The 16245-nt window shown below is 52.2% G+C and carries 15 protein-coding genes; 11 read left to right on the forward strand and 4 right to left on the reverse strand.

Features of this window, described 5'->3' with window-relative positions:
* Genes HC231_RS00095 through HC231_RS00110 form a run of 4 tightly spaced genes read left to right on the forward strand, consistent with a single transcriptional unit; the run spans position 1 to position 4649 of the window.
* A complete protein-coding gene (locus HC231_RS00095) occupies positions 1 to 954 on the forward strand; it encodes a nucleoside hydrolase (protein ID WP_208229173.1) in 954 nt (317 codons plus the stop codon).
* Positions 954 to 1928, forward strand: coding sequence for an ABC transporter permease (locus HC231_RS00100; protein ID WP_208229174.1), 975 nt, complete (start codon positions 954 to 956; stop codon positions 1926 to 1928). Before HC231_RS00095 ends, HC231_RS00100 begins: the two co-directional genes overlap by 1 nt.
* Entirely contained in the window at positions 1928 to 2839 is a 912-nt protein-coding gene (locus tag HC231_RS00105) for an ABC transporter permease (RefSeq protein WP_208229175.1), read from the forward strand. The genes HC231_RS00100 and HC231_RS00105 overlap by 1 nt, the downstream gene beginning before the upstream one ends.
* A 10-nt stretch (positions 2840 to 2849) precedes the next feature.
* Positions 2850 to 4649, forward strand: coding sequence for an ABC transporter ATP-binding protein (locus tag HC231_RS00110; protein ID WP_208229176.1), 1800 nt, complete (start codon positions 2850 to 2852; stop codon positions 4647 to 4649).
* Positions 4650 to 4786: 137 nt separating this feature from the next.
* On the opposite strand, the gene ssuD is transcribed toward HC231_RS00110, so the two are convergent.
* On the reverse strand, positions 4787 to 5926 hold the full coding sequence (gene ssuD, locus HC231_RS00115) for an FMNH2-dependent alkanesulfonate monooxygenase (RefSeq protein ID WP_208229177.1): 1140 nt from the start codon (positions 5924 to 5926) through the stop codon (positions 4787 to 4789).
* Positions 5927 to 5973: 47 nt separating this feature from the next.
* A complete protein-coding gene (locus HC231_RS00120) occupies positions 5974 to 6948 on the reverse strand; it encodes a sulfonate ABC transporter substrate-binding protein (protein ID WP_208231170.1) in 975 nt (324 codons plus the stop codon).
* A 654-nt stretch (positions 6949 to 7602) separates the two neighbouring features.
* On the opposite strand from HC231_RS00120, the gene HC231_RS00125 reads away from it, so the two are divergent.
* The 6 genes from HC231_RS00125 to HC231_RS00150 all read left to right on the forward strand — a co-directional run bounded on the left by HC231_RS00125 (position 7603) and on the right by HC231_RS00150 (position 13700).
* Positions 7603 to 8394, forward strand: coding sequence for a class I fructose-bisphosphate aldolase (locus HC231_RS00125; protein WP_208229178.1), 792 nt, complete (start codon positions 7603 to 7605; stop codon positions 8392 to 8394).
* Between the two features lie 18 nt (positions 8395 to 8412).
* Entirely contained in the window at positions 8413 to 8964 is a 552-nt protein-coding gene (locus tag HC231_RS00130; RefSeq protein WP_208229179.1) for a glycerol-3-phosphate responsive antiterminator, read from the forward strand.
* 28 nt (positions 8965 to 8992) lie between these two features.
* Positions 8993 to 10531, forward strand: a complete 1539-nt coding sequence (locus HC231_RS00135; protein ID WP_208229180.1) for an FGGY-family carbohydrate kinase — start codon at positions 8993 to 8995, stop codon at positions 10529 to 10531.
* Positions 10532 to 10546: 15 nt separating this feature from the next.
* Positions 10547 to 11308 (forward strand): SDR family NAD(P)-dependent oxidoreductase, encoded by a 762-nt coding sequence (locus tag HC231_RS00140; RefSeq protein WP_208229181.1) that lies wholly within the window; start codon positions 10547 to 10549, stop codon positions 11306 to 11308.
* Between the two features lie 17 nt (positions 11309 to 11325).
* On the forward strand, positions 11326 to 12333 hold the full coding sequence (locus tag HC231_RS00145; RefSeq protein WP_208229182.1) for a 2-hydroxyacid dehydrogenase: 1008 nt from the start codon (positions 11326 to 11328) through the stop codon (positions 12331 to 12333).
* Positions 12334 to 12437: 104 nt separating this feature from the next.
* Positions 12438 to 13700: a PTS galactitol transporter subunit IIC gene (locus HC231_RS00150; protein ID WP_208229183.1), complete on the forward strand. Its 1263-nt coding sequence runs from the start codon at positions 12438 to 12440 to the stop codon at positions 13698 to 13700.
* A 133-nt stretch (positions 13701 to 13833) separates the two neighbouring features.
* Here HC231_RS00150 and bhsA read toward each other — a convergent pair whose 3' ends face one another.
* On the reverse strand, positions 13834 to 14091 hold the full coding sequence (bhsA, locus tag HC231_RS00155; protein WP_208229184.1) for a multiple stress resistance protein BhsA: 258 nt from the start codon (positions 14089 to 14091) through the stop codon (positions 13834 to 13836).
* 235 nt (positions 14092 to 14326) lie between these two features.
* On the opposite strand from bhsA, the gene HC231_RS00160 reads away from it, so the two are divergent.
* On the forward strand, positions 14327 to 15613 hold the full coding sequence (locus HC231_RS00160) for a YidR family protein (protein WP_208229185.1): 1287 nt from the start codon (positions 14327 to 14329) through the stop codon (positions 15611 to 15613).
* Positions 15614 to 15660: 47 nt separating this feature from the next.
* On the opposite strand, the gene HC231_RS00165 is transcribed toward HC231_RS00160, so the two are convergent.
* Entirely contained in the window at positions 15661 to 16011 is a 351-nt protein-coding gene (locus HC231_RS00165; protein WP_208229186.1) for a YceK/YidQ family lipoprotein, read from the reverse strand.
* Between the last annotated feature and the right edge of the window lie 234 nt (positions 16012 to 16245).

Genomic DNA, 16245 nt, shown 5'->3' on the forward strand with positions numbered 1-16245 from the left:
ATGGTTAAAGAACGCATTATTATTGATACCGATCCCGGTGTGGATGACGCCATCGCCATTTGGCTGGCGATGGCGGCGCCGGAATTGGACATTCTGGGCATCACGGTGGTGGCGGGCAATGTGCCGCTTGAGGATACGCTGGCCAACGCCTGCAAGGTGGTCGGGTTGACCGGCAGAACGGATGTGCCGGTTTACGCCGGCGCGACAGGGCCGCTGGTGCGCGAGCAGGTCTATGGTAAGTACGCGCATATCGGGGCGTTTTCTCATGATCTGGTGCCGGATTCGTCTTTCCGCGCGGAGCAGGAGCATGCGGTTGATTTTCTGGTGCGCGTGGCGCGCCAGGCCGCGGCGGACAACAATCCGATAACCCTGTGCGCGCTGGGGCCGTTGACCAACCTGGCGTTGGCGCTGCGTCATCATCCTGATGTCGCCCGCGGCATCAAACGGATTGTCACCATGAGCTGCGCTTTTAGCGCGTTGGGCAATCGTGTTCCCTGGGCGGATTTTAACGTTTACGCCGATCCCCATGCGGCGGCGATCGTTTTTTCTTCCGGCGTTCCTGTCGTGATCATGCCGCTGGATATGACGTTTCAGGTGCTTATTCAGAAACAACAGATTGATGACCTGGAACGCCGCGCCGGCGCGCCTGGTGCGGCGCTGGCGGCGTTATTACGCCGCTTCGACCGTAACGAAGTCGCCCGTTTCGGCCGCGAAGGCGGGCCGATTCATGACGCCACCGTGGTAGCATGGTTACTCAACCCCGCGTTGTTCAGCGGCGTATCGGCCAGAGTAGAGGTGGAAGTCGTTGGCCGCACGGCCGGCTATGCGTTTGCCGATTTTTATAACAAGCTCGGCCGGCCCGCCAATGCGCTGGTGATGCGGGATACGGATGAGCAGGGCGTTCTGGCCCTGCTTGCGGACTATCTGAACCGCTATGGTTCTGAGGACAGTTGATGATTGCCTACCTGCTAAGCCGTATCGGACAGACGCTGTTGACGTTGGTCGTCATGTCGGTACTGGTATTTGTGGGGGTGTATCTGGTTGGCAATCCGGTGGACATGCTGCTGGGGGCGACGGCGACGCCGGCGGAAAGACTGGCGGTAATTCAGTCGTTCGGTTTGGATAAACCGGTCTGGGAACAGTATGGATTATTCGTACTGAACGCCTTGCAGGGCGATATGGGAAACTCCTTTATTTTTAACCAGCCGGCGCTGACGCTGATTTTTCAGCGCATGCCCGCCACGTTGGAGTTGGCGATGACGGCGTTCGTTATCGCTTTGATTCTCGGCATACCGCTCGGCATTTACGCCGGCCTGCGGCCGGACAGCGCCGTATCGAAATCGATTATGACGTTTTCCATCTTCGGCTTTAGTTTGCCGACCTTCTGGATTGGCCTGGTCATGATCATGCTGTTCAGCGTCAAGCTGGGGCTACTGCCCGCATCGGGGCGCGGACAAACCAGCGATTTATTCGGCATTCCCTTTAGCTTCTTAACCAAAGACGGCCTTGAACACCTGCTCTTGCCCGCGTTCAACCTGGCGCTGTTTAAAACCTCATTGATTATTCGCTTGATGCGGGCGGGCGTGATCGAATGTCTGCAACAGGACTATGTGCAGTTTGCCCGCGCCAAAGGGCTATCGGAAACCCGTATTGTGCTGGTGCACGTGCTGCGCAACACCCTGATCCCGCTGATTACCGTCATCGGTCTGGAGTTGGGCTCGCTTATCGCGTTTGCGGTGGTCACGGAAACCATTTACGCCTGGCCCGGCATGGGTAAGCTGATTATCGATTCGATAGCCGTGCTGGATAGGCCGGTGATCTTGTCTTATCTGATGATTACCGTGGTGATGTTCAGCGTCATTAATCTGCTTGTCGACCTGCTGTATGTGCTGGTCGATCCGCGCGTCCGGCTGGGAGGAAATAACTGATGCCCGCCAATACGGTACATCAGCGCGCGGCGGGGCGGGAGCAAAGCCGTTCGGCCTTTACGCTGGTTCTGCTTGCGCTGTTCAAAAACCGGCTGGCGTTGTGCGGACTGATTACGCTGGCGCTTTTTATTGTGCTGGCGCCCCTTGCTCCGCTGGTTTCGCCGCAAAACCCCTACGATCTGATGCAGCTCGATATCATGGACGGACGCCTGCCGCCGGGATCCGATAGCCTCAGCGGCATAACCTATTGGCTGGGCACCGACGATCAGGGGCGCGACCTGTTCAGCGCCATTCTCTACGGCACGCGAATCAGTTTGGCGGTCGGGTTTTCCAGCGCGGTATTGGCGCTGCTGATCGGCGCCTCGTTGGGACTGATTAGCGCCTATGCCGGCGGCAAAACGGACGCGGTGATCATGCGTATCGTCGATATTCAGCTCAGTTTCCCGCCGATCCTGATTGCGCTGATTTTGCTGGCGGTGCTGGGGCAGGGCGTCGATAAAATTATTCTGGCGCTGGTGGTGACCCAGTGGGCTTACTATGCGCGCACCATTCGGGGCTCGGCGCTGGTCGAACGACGCCGAAGCTACGTGGATGCCGCGCGCAGCATGGCCTTATCCAATCGGCGCATCCTGTTTCGACATATTTTGCCGAACTGTCTGGCGCCCCTGATTGTGGTGGCGACGATGCGCATCGCCTACGCCATCATGCTGGAGGCGACGCTCTCTTTTCTCGGAATCGGACTGCCGGTGACCGAGCCGTCGCTGGGTTTATTGATTGCAAACGGTTTTGAATACCTGATGTCGGGCGACTACTGGATCAGTTTCTTCCCAGGGCTGACGCTGCTGCTGCTCATTGTGGCGATCAATCTGGTTGGGGATGCGCTGCGCGATATCCTCAATCCAAGGCATTAAGGGGGAAAACATGACGTCGCCGGTTATGTCGGTATCGCATCTCACCACGGCTTTTCAGGTGAACGGCGAGTGGATGAATGTCGTGCGCGATCTGTCTTTCGCCATCGGTGAAAAAGAAACCGTCGCGGTAGTGGGCGAATCCGGTTCGGGCAAGAGCGTGATGGCGAAATCCATCATGCGGCTATTGCCCGCCGGGCAAAGCCAGGTCAGCGGGGAGATTCATTTCGGCGGCGTCGAACTGCTCTCCCTATCGCCCAGAGAGATGCGGGATGTGCGCGGCAACCGCATCGGGATGATTTTTCAGGAACCGATGACCAGCCTCAATCCGGTATTGCCGATCGGCTATCAGATTACCGAGGTGCTGCGTCAACACCGGGGAATGGATAAGGCGCAGGCGCGGGCGGAGGCGGTGCGCCTGCTGGAAAGAGTGCGCATTCCCGGCGCCAAATCGCGCTTGCATGAGTATCCGCAAAGTTTTTCCGGCGGGATGCGCCAGCGGGTGGTGATCGCCATCGCGCTGGCGTGCAATCCACGGCTATTGATTGCCGATGAACCGACCACGGCGCTGGATGTCACCATTCAGGCGCAGATATTGGCGTTGATTAAAACCCTTCAGGAAGAGGAAGGGATGTCGGTATTGTTTATTACCCATGATATGGGCGTGGTGGCCGAAGTCTCTGACCGCACGTTAGTCATGCATCAGGGCGAAATGGTTGAAAACGCCGCCACCAGAGAAATTTTTCATCATCCCCAACATCCTTACACCCGCATGTTGCTGTCCGCCGTACCCAAATTGGGCTCTATGGCGGGAACCGATTGGCCGCAGCGTTTTCCGCTGGTGGATCGTCAGACGGGCGAAAGCCTGCCGATACCGGAAACGGTCAGTACGGTTCGCGGCGACCAACCGGTACTGGCGGTGAAAAATCTGGTGACCCGCTTTGATATCCGATCCGGTTTTTTCCGGCGGCTGTCCGGGCGGGTGCATGCGGTGGAAAACGTCTCTTTCGATCTGTGGCCCGGCGAAACCTTGTCTTTGGTGGGCGAGTCGGGCTGCGGAAAATCCACCACCGGGCGCTCAATCATCCGTCTGACCGAAGCGAACAGCGGAGAGATTCTGGTTCAGGGGCGGGATATCCTCACGGCGGATAAAAATGACCTGTCCGAGCGCCGGCGGTTAATTCAGATGGTGTTTCAAGACCCTTACGAAAGCCTGAATCCGAGAATACGGGTGGGCGACGCCATTGCCGAACCGATGCTGGCTCATGGTCTGGCCGGCGCCAAACAGGTTCATGCCCGCGTCAGGGAACTGCTGGAACAGGTCGGTTTACCGGGCTGGATGGCCGAACGTTTCCCCCATCAGTTTTCCGGCGGACAACGGCAGCGCGTATGCATCGCCAGAGCGCTGGCGCTGGAACCGAAAATCATCATCGCCGACGAGTCGGTTTCGGCGCTGGATGTATCCGTCAAGGCGCAGGTCATCAATCTGATGATGGATTTACAACAGAAATTGGGGCTTTCTTTCCTGTTTATTTCCCATGACATGGCGGTCGTTGAGCGCATCAGCCACCGGGTCGCGGTGATGTATCTGGGGGAGATCGTCGAGATTGGGCCGCGTTCCGCCATCTTTGATAATCCGCAGCATGATTATACCCGCCGCCTGATTGCGGCGGTGCCGGTGCCCGATCCGGATACCAGACCGGTTCGCGCCCTCTATAGCGATGAACTGCAAAGCCCGGTGAGGCCGCCGGACTATATCTGTCCTGAACGCAGTTATCGGGAAGTCTCTCTCGGCCATTTCGTGCAGATCTAGGCGCGCGGCGTCTGATGCGGGGATCGGCGGCCGCACGTCATCCTATGGTGCGGCCGCCGTAGCGTTTGGCAATAGAATCCGCGGCTACCGGCGATCAGTAATATTATCGCCAAGTGCGAAAAGGACGTCGAACCGCCTCAGCTTTGCGACGCTTTCTGCGGGATATAAGTGTTGGCGACCACCTCGCCCTGGGAGCCGACCGCGCGCAGCGGCGCGGGGTGCGCCAGATCGAGATGCGGAAACAGCAGTTCGCCGACCCGATAGGCCTCTTCCAGATGCGGATAACCCGAAAGAATAAAGGTATCGATGCCGAGATCGGCATACTCCTGAATACGCGCGGCGACCGTTGGCCCGTCGCCCACCAGCGCCGTACCGGCTCCGCCGCGTACCAACCCGACCCCGGCCCACAGATTGGGGCTGATTTCCAGATGGTCCTTTTTCCCGCCGTGCAGCGCAGCCATACGCTGCTGTCCGACCGAATCGAAGCGGGCAAGGGCGGCCTGCGCGGCGGCGATGGTGTCGTCATCCAGATGCGCGATCAGCCGATCGGCGGCCTGCCAGGCTTCTTCCGTGGTTTCGCGCACGATAACATGCAGCCGGATGCCGAACCGCACCTGGCGGCCTTTGGCCTGCGCTTTGACCCGCACCTCTTCCAGCTTTTCTTTTACCTGTGCGGGCGGCTCGCCCCAGGTCAGATAAAGATCGACCTGATCGGCCGCCAAATCTTGCGCCGCCGCGGAGGAGCCGCCGAAATAAAGCGGCGGACGCGGCTGCTGCACCGGCGGATACAGCAGCTTGGCGTCTTTTACCTTAAGGTGCTTGCCTTCAAAGTCGACCGTTTCGCCTTCCAGCAGCCTGCGCCAGATGTGGGTAAATTCGGCGGACGCCTCATAACGCTCGTCATGGCTGAGAAACAGCCCTTCCGCGGCCAGTTCTTCGGGATCGCCGCCGGTGACCAGATTGAAAAGCGCGCGGCCGTTTGACAGCCGATCCAGCGTGGCGGCCTGACGCGCGGCGATGGTCGGCGAGATGACGCCGGGGCGCAGCGCCACTAAAAATTTCAGCCGCTGCGTCACCGGGATTAATGAGGCGGCGACCAGCCAGGAGTCCTCGCAGGAACGTCCGGTCGGCAGCAGCACGCCGCCAAATCCCTGCCGTTCAGCGGCCTGCGCCACCTGTTGCAAATAGCTGTGATCCACATGGCGCGCGCCCTCTGAACTGCCGAGATAGCGACCGTCGCCGTGGGTGGGTAAAAACCAGAATACGTTAAGACTCATCGTGTTATCTCCTGTAGATCGATCTCTCCGGGCTATCCGGCATCATGTCATTGGGCCTGGGGCCGCCAGACGCGCTGGGAAACATCAACTTTTACCGGCACCAGCCGATTTTCATAAAACAGGTCGGCGGTATATTGCTGCGCTTCGATCGTTGGCTGTTCCAGCGGTTTGATTGTCGTCGGCGGGCGATGGTCCAGCGCGGCGGCAATCACCTGTTCCGGCAGACCAATCGCGTTCGCCAACAGCGTGATGCTTTGCGCGCGCTCGCTTAGCGTCAGCGCATCTGCCTGGGTTAATACATCCAGCACCTGGCGGATAAAGGCGCCATGCGCTTCGGTATATGGACGGGCGGCCAGATAGAAAGAGCCTGTCTGGTTCAGACCGTCGCCATCGGCCAGCACTCTGACGCCGCCCTGCAATAAAGCGGCGGAGTAATAGGGATCCCAGATGGTCCAGGCGTCGACGTTGCCTTGTTGAAACGCCGCGCGGGCGTCGGCGGGAGTCAGATAGACAGGCTGAATATCCGAGAAAGACAAGCCCGCTTTTTGTAGCGACCTCAGCAGCAAATTGTGCGAGCTGGAGCCTTTCTGAAACGCGACTTTACGGCCTTTTAGATCGGCGACGGTTTTGATGGGGCTATCTTCGGCCACCAGAATCACTTCGGCTTTGGGTTTTGGCGGCTCAACGCCGACGTACAGTAAATCGGCCCCGGCGGCCTGAGCGAAAATGGGCGGAATATCGCCGGTACTGCCCAGATCGATACTGCCGACGTTAAGCGCTTCCAGCATTTGCGGACCGGCCGGAAATTCAATCCAGCTGATCTTGGTTTGAGGGAACCGTTTCTCCAGCAGCTGATGGGATTTAGCCAGCACCAGGCTGACCGAGCCTTTCTGATAGCCAATCCGGAACTGCTCCGGCGCGGCTTCCTGCGCATGAGCGGCGCCAGTCAGCAGCGAGCTAAAGACGGCCGCCGCCGCCAGCCAGCGGCGCAACGGGCTTTGACGTCGCCGTGATATGCCCATGCTTAACGCTTGCGTTGAATCCTTCATCATGTATATCACCTGTAGATAGAGCGCTTATAACCAAAAGTTAAAATAAAGTGATAATTTGCAACATTGGGGTGATAAACATAACAGGCGTTATGCGGATTTTTTAAATCTCAATTTCTGGTTTTGATAGCTAAAAAGGGGAAAAGAAATGGATGCCGGCTTCTCTTTCTTTCCCGATGATCGGTTATTTTGACGCTCACCCTGGCTGCTTGACTTCAGTAAGCTACAGCGGAGTAATGAGAGACGAGACAATCTGTCTCTCGCCGCCGATTGTTCAAATTTCTTTCCGGCGAATCTTTATTTTTTTGCCGCTCTGAAGCCGCGTCAAATCTATGGATATATATTTTTAATGTGACTGGTATCCCAAAAAGCTATAAACAGTTAGACAACTGTTAAAAATACGTGCTAGTTATAAAACAAGCCGCAGATACACTATTAAAACATTATCCGGTGATAATCTTTTAATAGTTTCGGAATGGCGAAAGCCGGAAAAACTACATAAAACAGCGTTTTGTTGGTTGTGTTATTAAACAAACCGTTGTTAATAGGGTCAGTGAACTGAAAGCCCTCAGAGATTTAAACAATCTCTGAGGGCTTTTTTTATTTTTTAAATAAGGAGTTGGAGTCATGTCAAAAAAACGTCGGTTATCCAGAGTTTTTGCTCAAGATGGTAAATCTGTTACGTTGGCACTGGATGGGTACTATTTTTCCACCAAAACAGCAGGCGTTGACGATACGCTAAAAAGCCTGCCCGTATTGATTGAAAAAGGGCTGGATTGTGTTTTGGTCACCTACGGTATGGCAAAAAATTATGAAGCGGAATTAATGAATATTCCAATTGTGCTGCGGGTAGACAGCACCGTAAATATTTTTGATAACACCGTTCCTGACACAAAAGGGGTTTTTTCTGTTGAAGATGCATTAAAAATCGGGGCCGATGGCGTGGTGTGCATGACATTCCCCGGCGCGTTTAATGAAGAGAAAACTCACGATTTGGCCATGAAACTGGCACAGGCCGCCGATGCCTGGAATTTACCGCTAATTGTTGAATCGTTGCCTTACGGCTACCCGGTTACCAATAGCGAATCCAACAGCCCTGACGTGATTGCCGCCGCTGCCCGCATTGCCGTGGAATTAGGGGCCGATGTCATCAAAACCCGCTTTTCAGGAAGCGCCGCAGACCGCTTGATTGTTGAGGCGGCCGGTGTTCCCGTGCTGGCGTTAGGCGGCCCGAAAACCGATATTCTAAGTTATTTTGAATTCGTACAGCACTGTATGAACATGGGGGCGAAAGGTGTCGCCGTAGGCAGAAATATTACTCAAGACCCCAAACCCGCCCACGTTGTAGCAGGTCTACACGCCATCATTCATGAAAATGCAACACCGGAAGATGCGTATGGCCTCTATATGAAAAAATAGAAATCTGGACAACTCTCTATGATGTTAAATAACACCGTCATACCCTCGGTCAGACGCTATAAAAATTTTGAGAAAGCGCTTTCCTGTGAATCAGAATATATTTTATTGTCGGAAGCCGATATAGGTAACTTACAGTCCCTGGTAGGGAAATGTCATAAAAGAAATAAAAAGGTTCTGATTCATTTAGAACTTTTGGGCGGGTTCAAACCCGATCCGTGCGGCCTCTCCGTATTAAAAAAGATCTACAAGGTGGACGGTGTTATTTCCTCTAATTTTACTGCGTTACGATATGCAAAAAAGGAGGGGTTAATCACTATCTATAGAATATTGCTCATTGACTCCAGAGCGTTAGACCAATCCATCGACATCGTAAAAAATAATTCAATCGATGTTGTTGAATTGCTGCCGGCGGAGTATGCGTGCTTATGTTTCGATTTGCTAAAAAATAACTTTAAAAATCTTAATGTAAAGTTCATCGCCGGTGGTTTTGTAAAAAGAAAATATTTAGTCGATAGGATCTTTTACACCGGGTTTGACGGTATTACCACCAGTGAACCCAGCTTATGGTAAATAATCATTATAAAAATCCGAGGCGGTCATGAAAAATAAATATGTCATGGGTATTGATAATGGCGGCACCGTAACAAAAGCAGCTATTTATGATATGCAAGGCCATGCGCTTGCCATTGCGTCCAATGCCACCCGAATGTTAACGCCCAAACCGTTTTACACCGAACGGGATATTAAAGAGCTGTGGGAATCAAATATTAAAGTCATCAAAAAAGCGGTTATTGATGCCGGGATTGATGCCGTCGATATCGTGGGAATATCCGTAACCGGGCACGGTAATGGCTTGTATCTGGTCGATGAAGCGGGGAATCCCGTCAGAAACGGAATTATCTCCACCGATTACCGGGCAAAAGACTATGTTGAAAAATGGTACCGGACGGACGAGTTTGAAAGGGACATTCTTCCCAAGACCATGCAGTCAATCTGGGCCGGGCAACCCGTTGCGCTGCTGGCATGGTTGAACGATCGCGAACCGCAAGCCATAACAAAGACAAAATATATCTTTATGGTGAAAGATCTGATTCGTTACTACCTTACCGGGGAAGCCTATCTGGAGTTGACCGACATCTCCGGCACCAATCTGATCAGCGTACGTGACCGAGATTATGATGACGAACTGCTGGACTTCTGGGGGATCCGCGCCTGGAAAGACAAGCTGCCGCCTATCCGGCTTTCGACGGAATGCTGCGGGCGGATTACCCGGCAAGTCGCCGAACTGACCGGATTAGCGGCGGGAACGCCGGTATCCGGCGGCGTGTTTGATATATCGGCGTCATCCATTGCGTCAGGCATCAACGAGATCAATAAACTGGCGATCGTCACCGGCACGTGGAGCATTAATGAGTATGTCACGGATGAACCGGTAGTTGATAAAAACCTATTTATGACCTCCATTTACCCTCTGGAGGACAAGTGGCTGATAACGGAGGCCAGCCCTACCTCGGCCAGTAATCTGGAATGGTTTATCAACAATTTTATGGCCAGCGATAAACATCTGGAGCAGGAAAAAGGCAAATCTATTTATGCCTTATGCAACGATCTGGTCGCATCGACCAATCCGCAAGAGAGTCATTTACTGTTTTTCCCCTTTGTTTTCGGTTCAAACACCATACCTGACGCCACCGCCGGATTTATTGGCGTAAATAGTTTTCATAAAAAAGAGCACTTCCTGCGGGCGATTTACGAAGGCGTCGCATTCAGCCACCTGTATCACACCGAACGGTTAAGAGCCATCAATCCCCAGCTCAGCGATGTCGTCCGGGTCGCCGGCGGTATCGCCAATTCAGATATCTGGCTACAGATCTTTTCAGATATATTCCAGTGCTCATTAGAAATCGTGGACGTAAAGGAACACGGTACGTTAGGCGCCGCCATGACGGCTACGGTGATGTGCGGGTACTACCAGGATATTTTTGCGGCATCGAATAATATGGTTAATGTGTCGAAAACTATTCGGCCGAATAAAGATAACCAGGAAATTTATCAGAAAAAGTATCAACTCTATAAAACGATTCTGAAAGACATGCAGCTGCCGTGGCAATCCTGCAGTCGCTATGTCATAGAATAATTTCGGAGCAATAATATGGATCTTAATCTGAAAAACAAGAACGCCATTATTACGGGCGGAGCTACTGGATTAGGTCGCGAATTCGTTCTCTCGCTGGCTAAAGAGGGGGTGAATATCGGTTTTACCTATCTTAGTGAAAAAGAAAATCCTGACGCATTGATTCAGGAAGTAAACAATATTTCCAACGTTAATATTATTGGCATAAAAACAAACCTGGCGGATGATAAAGAGATCGCCGGATTATTTGAAAAAAGTGTCGCCACACTGGGGAATATCGATATTTTGATTAACAACGCCGGCATCTGGCTTTCCGGTTATGTGAATGACATAACGCTGGAAGATTGGGATCTGGTAATGAACGTGAATTTAAAATCCGTGTTCTATCTCAGCCAGCTTTTTGTGAATCACTGTATTCATGAAAATAAAGCGGGATCCATCTTAAATGTCACCTCGCAGGCCGCTTTTCATGGTTCGACCACCGGTCATGCCCACTATGCGGCCAGTAAAGCAGGCCTGGTCGCCTTTTCTATTTCCCTGGCCAGGGAAGTCGCCAAGCAAAAGATTAATGTAAACAACATTGCCATCGGCATTATGGATACCCCCATGATCCGAAAAAATCTTACAGAAAATCCAGACTACTACGTGAACAGGATCCCCATTGGCCGTGTGGCGTCGCCGCATGAAATTTCTGAGATCGGGGTATTTCTGGTTTCTCCGAAAGCAAGCTATATGACCGGGGCGACCGTCGATGTGACCGGCGGGATGCTGATGCGCTAACCATGAGGAGGAGTAAAATGAAGTGTCTTGCTATTGCGGATCTTTTTATCAATAAAGCCACTATGGATTCAGGACTGCAAAAACTTAAGGATAACGGTATTGAAGTCATTGTCAGGGAATGGAAGCACGAATCAATTGAAAAGCTTCAACTGGATAATTTGCAGATTGAACAACAAGGCGCCGAGGCCGTGCAATTGCCCGCAGCCTTGCTGGAAGGTATTGAAGATATTGATGTGATCATTACGCAGTTCGCGCCCGTCAATATCTCGGTAATGGAAAAGGCCGGGAAACTAAAATATATCGGCGTATTAAGAGGCGGAATTGAAAATATCAATACCGGTTACGCTCGTCAAAAAGGCATCGCCGTATTAAATACCCCTGGGCGTAATGCGAGAAGCGTAGCGGAGTTTACAATAGGCATGATGTTGGCGGAGACCAGAAACATAGCCAGGGCGCATGATGCGTTAAAAGGTAAATATTGGCGAAAAGACTTTCCCAATCAGGCATGTATTCCGGAGTTGGGCGGGAAAACCATCGGGTTGGTCGGATTCGGTCATATTGCTCAACTGGTGGCGAAATTCCTCAGCGCCTTCGACGTGAACATCATTTTCTTTGATAAATATGTCGAACATCACGCGCGCTATAAAAAGATAAATGACCTGGATGAACTGGTAAAAGAAGCCGACATTATTTCTGTTCATGCGCGTCTGACGGAAGAGACGCAAAATTTGATAAATTCCCATCATTTCAGGCTAATGAAGAAAAACGCCGTCATTATCAACACGGCGCGTTCAGGGCTGATTAATGAACGGGATCTGCTGCAGGCATTGCAGGAAAAGCGCATTATGGGGGCGGCGATCGATACCTTCGATAATGAGCCATTACAAGATAATAGCGCGTTTTATGCACTGGACAATGTGACTATTACTCCCCATATGGCGGGCAGCACGATTGATGCCTTCAGCAATACGCCGAAACTTTTCGCCGATATCCTGCTGGAGAAATTAGATAAAGGTAAGGAATGAAGATTAAGTTTTAAAATCAACGAATTTATCAATCATCTATTACATAAAATTGGCGCTTATTATGTGCCTTTTATGCCGTGTTCCTTTTCTCGTAAGGGCGTACTATGGATATTATAAATAGTATTATCGGTCTTGGCGCATCAGTAATGATGCCCATTATATTCTTCATCATCGCATTATGCTTCGGTGTGAAAATAGGCTCTGCTTTTAAGGCCGGTATGCTTGTCGGCATCGGTTTTGAAGCCGTCGGTCTGGTAATTAATCTATTATTGACGAATCTGGGGCCAGCCTCTCAGGCTATGGTGGAGCGGATAGGGTTGTCATTGACCGTTGTCGATACCGGCTGGCCGACCGCATCGACAATAGGATGGGGCTCCCCTATCATGTTGCCTGTGGTGGTGGGATTCATCGTCATTAATCTGGTCATGCTGCTTTTAAAACTGACGAAAACGGTGAATATCGATATCTTTAATTACTGGATATTCCTGATAGTCGGCTCCGTAGTTTATGCGGGAACCCACAATTATTGGTTATCGGTAGGCTTCACTTTCGTTATTTTTATCTTGACGCTGATAGCGGCGGATTTTACCGCGCCTTACATCCAGCGCAATTACAACCTGAAAGGCATTTCATTCCCCCATTTAACCTGTATTGTTTATGTCCCTTTCGGTATCGTGACCAATTTTTTATTGGAAAAGACGCCGTTAATTAAAAAGATAAATCTAGAGCCGGAGCATATTAATAAAAAGTTCGGCGTATTCGGAGAACCGCTGACGCTGGGATTCATATTGGGGCTGGCGCTTGCGTTTTTAGCGGGATACCGCATCGCCGATGCGGTATCGCTGGCGATAAAAGTCTCGGCCGCTATGCTGCTACTGCCGAAAATGATTGAGATTCTGATCCAGGGCTTGCTCATTGTGCGTGATGCGGCTGAGGATAAGCTAAAAAAGAAGTATCCCGATCGGGACTTCTATATTGGTATGGATACCGCGCTGCTGATCGGCGAGCCTTCGGTTCTGGCGACGGGGTTGCTGTTGATCCCGATGGCGGTGGTTCTGTCGGTCATTCTGCCGGGCAACCGGGTACTTCCCTTCGTCGATCTGGCTTCCCTGATGTTCCTGATGGCGATGATTACCCCTTTCTGCAAACGCAATATGTTCCGAATGTTTATTTCCGGCACCTTAGTGCTGGTCTCTATTCTTTATGTCGGCACCGATATTTCCACCGAATACACCCAGGCGGCCGTTAATTCAAATATTCCAATTCCTGAGGGGATGTCTGAGATCACCAACATCGTTGGCGGCGCAACGACGCCGATCGGATGGCTGGCGGTAAAACTTGGAGAGTTCTTCAGTAGCGGCGCCTAACAGACGCGGTAAAAGATGAAACGGAGGAGAACGTCCGCATTGCCCTTTTTCTTCGTTTATAAAAAAACCGGATTGTCCTGATGATGGGACAATCCGGGGGAAGGCAGGTGAAATGGTGTGATAACCGACGGTATTAGTTATAAAGTTCCGCAGTACCACGCATCTGGTCATTACCGGTTGCTGAAGTGATGGTGAAGGCTTTAGCGCCGGCCTTATCGGCTTTTTCAGCCAACTGGGCTTTCAACGTGTCCAGATCAAATGCCGTAGCGGAAACTACTCCCACTTTTTCCATGCTCTGAGCTTGCTGGGCAGAGACATACTCAGCGGCGGAAGCGCCGAAAGAGACGGTAGCGAGTACAACGGCAGCAGCGATCGTTTTTACGTTTTTCATAATGTCTTATCCTATTCTGCATGATGGAATGAAAGGTCATCGCCTTTCGATAACAAAAAGGTTACGCCGATGTTTATCTGCTGGAAATCTAATGTTTTTGATGGCTGTGTTCAAATTTTTTGAATTAAAAATGGTGTAATTGTTCTTATTTTTTAAATGTAAAACAAACGCTTATACATAAAACTGAAATATATTTACAATCTATTGAAGTTTATTATTTTTACGGGGTGATATTTTGCATGAAGAACTACAGTTAACTTTTAATGCTATTGGTCATCAAATTACCAATATTAATATCTGGTCATGTGATGGGAACTGGATAGTTTATGATGTTCGCCCTCACGGAAGTTCGTTCACTGGGTTGACTATTGCGCGAGTGAATATTCACACCGGGAAAAACGAGGTTGTTTATCAGGCTGGCGACGGCGCGCATGTGGGCGTCGTAACCTGCAGTCCGGTCGAGCCGTTACGCTATGTGTTTATCCACGGACCGGAACATCCCGATCGCCATTGGCAGTATGATTTTCATCACCGCCGGGGAACGATCGTCAACGACAGCCGGCGCGACAAGGCGATAACCCTGGATGCGCTCTCGATTACGCCGCCTTACCGGGCGGGGGCGCTGCGCGGAGGAACGCACGTTCATGTCTTCAGCCCGGACGCCAGCCGCCTGAGTTTTACCTATAACGACCATGTGCTGCATGAGTATGATGCCGCGTTGGATTTACGTAATGTCGGCGTTGCCGTGCCGCTGCATCCGGTATCGGTCGAGAAACGGCATCCGCGCGAGTATGACGGCAGCCACTATTGCGTGCTGGTCAGCCGCACCACGCCGCATCCCCGGCCCGGCAGCGATGACATCAACCGCGCATATGAAGAGGGCTGGGTCGGTTCGAAAGGCTATCGTCGGCCTGATGGTTCGCGGCAACGCTGGGCGCTGGCTTTTATTGGCGATACGCTTTCGGTTAGCGGGGAAAAAGTGCCTGAAGTTTTCCTGGCCGATTTACCGGCGCAACTGGCCGGTTACGCCAAAGAGGGCGATGCGCCGTTGGCGGGCACGCCGACGACAATGCCCGCGCCGCCTGTGGGCGTACGGCAGCGTCGGTTGACGTTTACCCATCGCCGCCGCTGTCCCGGCCTGGTGAATCAGCCTCGTCACTGGCTGCGAACATCGCCGGACGGCAGCGAGATTGCCTTTTTGATGAAGGATGATGACGGGGTCGTGCAACTGTGGACGGTTTCGCCTAACGGCGGCGAGCCTCGTCAGGTGACGCGCACGGTATCCGGCGTTCAGTCGGCCTTTAACTGGCATCCGCGCGATCGCAGATTGGCGTTTGTCTGTGATAACAGCATCATGCTGTGTGATGCCGACAGCGGAAAGTTGGTTCGTCTGACCGCCCGCACGGAAAACGCGCCCAGCGCGGACGCCGTCGTGTTTTCACCGGACGGACGGCATATCGCTTATATGCGTGAAATCGGCGGGTTTAATCAGATATTTATCGTGGCGGCTACGCCATTCTGAAAGCGCCGGCAAGATCTTCGGCAAAGTAAAGAATGGCGAATATCGGTTTAAAGCTGATTGTCCGGCGCGGCGGCGGCCGTCTGTGAACTGGCGGTGCGGTTCTGCTGTTCGCTGTGTAAGATTCGGTCGTGCATGGTGGTTTTATCACCGCCCGCACGGTAATAGTCATAAGGCAGCAACAGGGTATCCGCTACGGCGGAGAATGGCAGATCGAGTATGACCAACGGCATCATCGCCCAACTGGTATCGTCATCGCGCAATATATCCATACTGGCCCGCGTTCCGGGATAGTACCCCTGATCGTTCCCGGTATGCGTCATGACGCTGGAACAACCGCTGGCTACCATTGCCCCGCTGCCGATGATGAAAGAAAATAAAGCACTTTTCAGCATAGTCATATTATCGTCCATTAGGAGTAGGGAGGGCTTATCTGCCCTGACTCTCTATACCCTTCGTCTTTTAAGTCGCCGGCGCGTTGGCGGCGTTCATTATCCGGCCCTTTCCTGAACCTCGCCCATAAAGAGCCAACGCTTTGCGCCGTTCAAAACGACAACGTTTTGTCCTGCAACTCGAAATCTATTGGGTATATAACTTATTACCTGAAACTACAGCTTTATTTGCTGGTCTCTATC

This window comes from Brenneria izadpanahii (assembly GCF_017569925.1).
In the GTDB taxonomy this organism is placed as follows: domain Bacteria; phylum Pseudomonadota; class Gammaproteobacteria; order Enterobacterales; family Enterobacteriaceae; genus Brenneria; species Brenneria izadpanahii.

Coding starts and splice junctions, on each gene's coding strand:
- HC231_RS00095 (WP_208229173.1), top strand. CDS start 1: ATGGTTAAAGAACGCATTATTATTGATACCGATCCCGGTGTGGATGAC.
- HC231_RS00100 (WP_208229174.1), top strand. CDS start 954: ATGATTGCCTACCTGCTAAGCCGTATCGGACAGACGCTGTTGACGTTG.
- HC231_RS00105 (WP_208229175.1), top strand. CDS start 1,928: ATGCCCGCCAATACGGTACATCAGCGCGCGGCGGGGCGGGAGCAAAGC.
- HC231_RS00110 (WP_208229176.1), top strand. CDS start 2,850: ATGACGTCGCCGGTTATGTCGGTATCGCATCTCACCACGGCTTTTCAG.
- ssuD (WP_208229177.1), bottom strand. CDS start 5,926: ATGAGTCTTAACGTATTCTGGTTTTTACCCACCCACGGCGACGGTCGC.
- HC231_RS00120 (WP_208231170.1), bottom strand. CDS start 6,948: ATGGGCATATCACGGCGACGTCAAAGCCCGTTGCGCCGCTGGCTGGCG.
- HC231_RS00125 (WP_208229178.1), top strand. CDS start 7,603: ATGTCAAAAAAACGTCGGTTATCCAGAGTTTTTGCTCAAGATGGTAAA.
- HC231_RS00130 (WP_208229179.1), top strand. CDS start 8,413: ATGATGTTAAATAACACCGTCATACCCTCGGTCAGACGCTATAAAAAT.
- HC231_RS00135 (WP_208229180.1), top strand. CDS start 8,993: ATGAAAAATAAATATGTCATGGGTATTGATAATGGCGGCACCGTAACA.
- HC231_RS00140 (WP_208229181.1), top strand. CDS start 10,547: ATGGATCTTAATCTGAAAAACAAGAACGCCATTATTACGGGCGGAGCT.
- HC231_RS00145 (WP_208229182.1), top strand. CDS start 11,326: ATGAAGTGTCTTGCTATTGCGGATCTTTTTATCAATAAAGCCACTATG.
- HC231_RS00150 (WP_208229183.1), top strand. CDS start 12,438: ATGGATATTATAAATAGTATTATCGGTCTTGGCGCATCAGTAATGATG.
- bhsA (WP_208229184.1), bottom strand. CDS start 14,091: ATGAAAAACGTAAAAACGATCGCTGCTGCCGTTGTACTCGCTACCGTC.
- HC231_RS00165 (WP_208229186.1), bottom strand. CDS start 16,011: ATGACTATGCTGAAAAGTGCTTTATTTTCTTTCATCATCGGCAGCGGG.